The sequence below is a fragment of the Parasediminibacterium sp. HNIBRBA5674 genome (genome assembly GCF_056745525.1).
The window spans coordinates 1-1,939 of sequence record NZ_JBQWIE010000082.1 but is presented as its reverse complement, the minus strand read 5'-3'; the positions used below and the strand labels follow the sequence as shown (position 1 = coordinate 1,939).

Annotated in this window: 3 protein-coding genes; all 3 read right to left on the bottom strand. The window is 35.8% G+C overall.

Annotated elements, in window-relative coordinates:
- The coding region (fbp, locus tag ACT9TX_RS18315) for a class 1 fructose-bisphosphatase (protein ID WP_481340541.1) at positions 1–947 on the bottom strand (947 nt) is incomplete at its 3' end.
- 53 nt (positions 948–1,000) lie between these two features.
- Positions 1,001–1,666 (bottom strand): 3-keto-disaccharide hydrolase, encoded by a 666-nt coding sequence (locus ACT9TX_RS18310; protein ID WP_481340539.1) that lies wholly within the window; start codon positions 1,664–1,666, stop codon positions 1,001–1,003.
- Positions 1,667–1,751: 85 nt separating this feature from the next.
- Positions 1,752–1,939, bottom strand: a 188-nt coding sequence (locus ACT9TX_RS18305) for a hypothetical protein (RefSeq protein WP_481340537.1), incomplete at its 5' end; no start/stop codon positions are given.

The window sequence follows — 1,939 nt, the reverse complement described above, 5'->3', positions numbered from 1 at the left end:
CGTTGGTGTAAAGATGTTGGCTGAATATCCATAATACGCTGCTTACCATCAGTAGCTCTACCGCCTGCCATTTCTATAATGTAGGCAAATGGATTGCACTCGTACAGTAAACGCAATTTACCCAAGGGCTTATCAATAGTACCAGGATACATAAAGATGCCGCCTTTCATTAAGTTACGATGCACATCGGCCACCATACTACCTATGTAGCGCTGTGTATAAGGGCCACCGTTGCTTTTGTCTTTTTTCTGACAAACATTGATGTAGTTGCGCACACCTTCAGAATATCTAAAGAAATGACCGTGATTTACCGAATATACATTACCACTTGGTGGACATTTAATATTAGGATGGCTCAAGCAAAACTCACCAATTGCAGGGTCAAGCGTAAAACCATTTACCCCCAATTTAGTAGCATATACAAACATGGTAGATGAACCATAAATCATATAACCAGCAGCCACCTGACGGTTACCTGCTTGCAAAAAATCTGATTTAGTACATGGCTTACCTACCTCACTTACACGGCGATACACACTGAAAATAGTACCAATAGAAATGTTGACATCAATATTACCACTACCATCTAAAGGATCAAACTGAACAACGTACTTACTATTATTACTCACTTCATCATCAAACACTACAAAATCGTCCAATTCTTCACTACCAATACCAGCGCAGCTAATACCATGCTTCAGTACACCCATAAATTGGTTGTTAGCATAAATATCTAGCTTCTTTACATCTTCGCCTTGCACATTAACGCTACCAGCATCGCCTAGTATATCTACCAAGCCTGCTTTGTTTACTTCTACGTTTACACGTTTGGCAGCAAGTCCTAAATCTCTAAACAAACTACTTAATTCACCAGTAGCAGCAGGAAAGCCTCGCAATTGCTTAATGGTAAATTCGTCGAGGGTTAAAATGTTTCTGTTAATTGTCATAATAAATATGATTTTAGCTGTATTCTGCTTTAAGATTTAGTAACCTTTGTCGCTTACAACTTCTTAATTCTAAAATTTTTATACTCTACCTTCATTGGTGGGCCAACATGCACCTGAACACCTAGTAAACCAGTCATTTTTCTATTAATAGTATCATTATCTATTACATCACTCATCAAAACACCATTTAAATAATGTTGTAAATGATTACCTTTTGCAATTAAATGATATTCATTCCATTCAGGTGTTATTATGGCTTTCAATGAATCTGGATTCGCAAGTATACCTCTTATAATTGGCTCTTTATTTTCTTCTAGAACTACTTTTTGACCACGTAATGCTAGAAACGTTCTACCTCGTTCTTCATAATTTTGACCTGTATATTTATTAGCTCCATCAATATCTGCTTGGTAGCCTTTCATTGCAAAGGGCAGGTCTTTTAATTCTCCACTGCGATAGTTGATGCCACTATTACCAGCAGCCGATATTTTATAATCCACTTTTAATTCAAAATCGCTTGTGATACCGCCTCGCCAAATGATAAACGTATTACGTTTTACTACAGTGGCTGGTACTATCTCTCCTACCATACTACCATTCTCAACATGCCAATAAACACTATCACCCTCCCAACCGTTTAATGTTTTCCCATCAAAAATTGAAACGAAACCTTTTTCTGATGTTTGAGACAATTGGCTTGTTCTACATCCTAATAACATGAAAAAAATGATAGAACAGGTTGAATACAAACTAGATTTCATATTATTTTAGAAATTAGGTATAATATTAAATTATTTAAAAGAATTAATACATAATATACTTATCTAATGGAAACTCATGTTTAACGCCCATTGTATTAGGGGTGTTTGGCTTATACGCAGGATTTTTAACAGGAAAAATACCTTTTGTATCTTCTACATGTTTTACAATCAACTTATCTAATTCCTTTACTTTTTCAGGCATTTTAGCTGAAAGATTATTGGCTTCGCCAA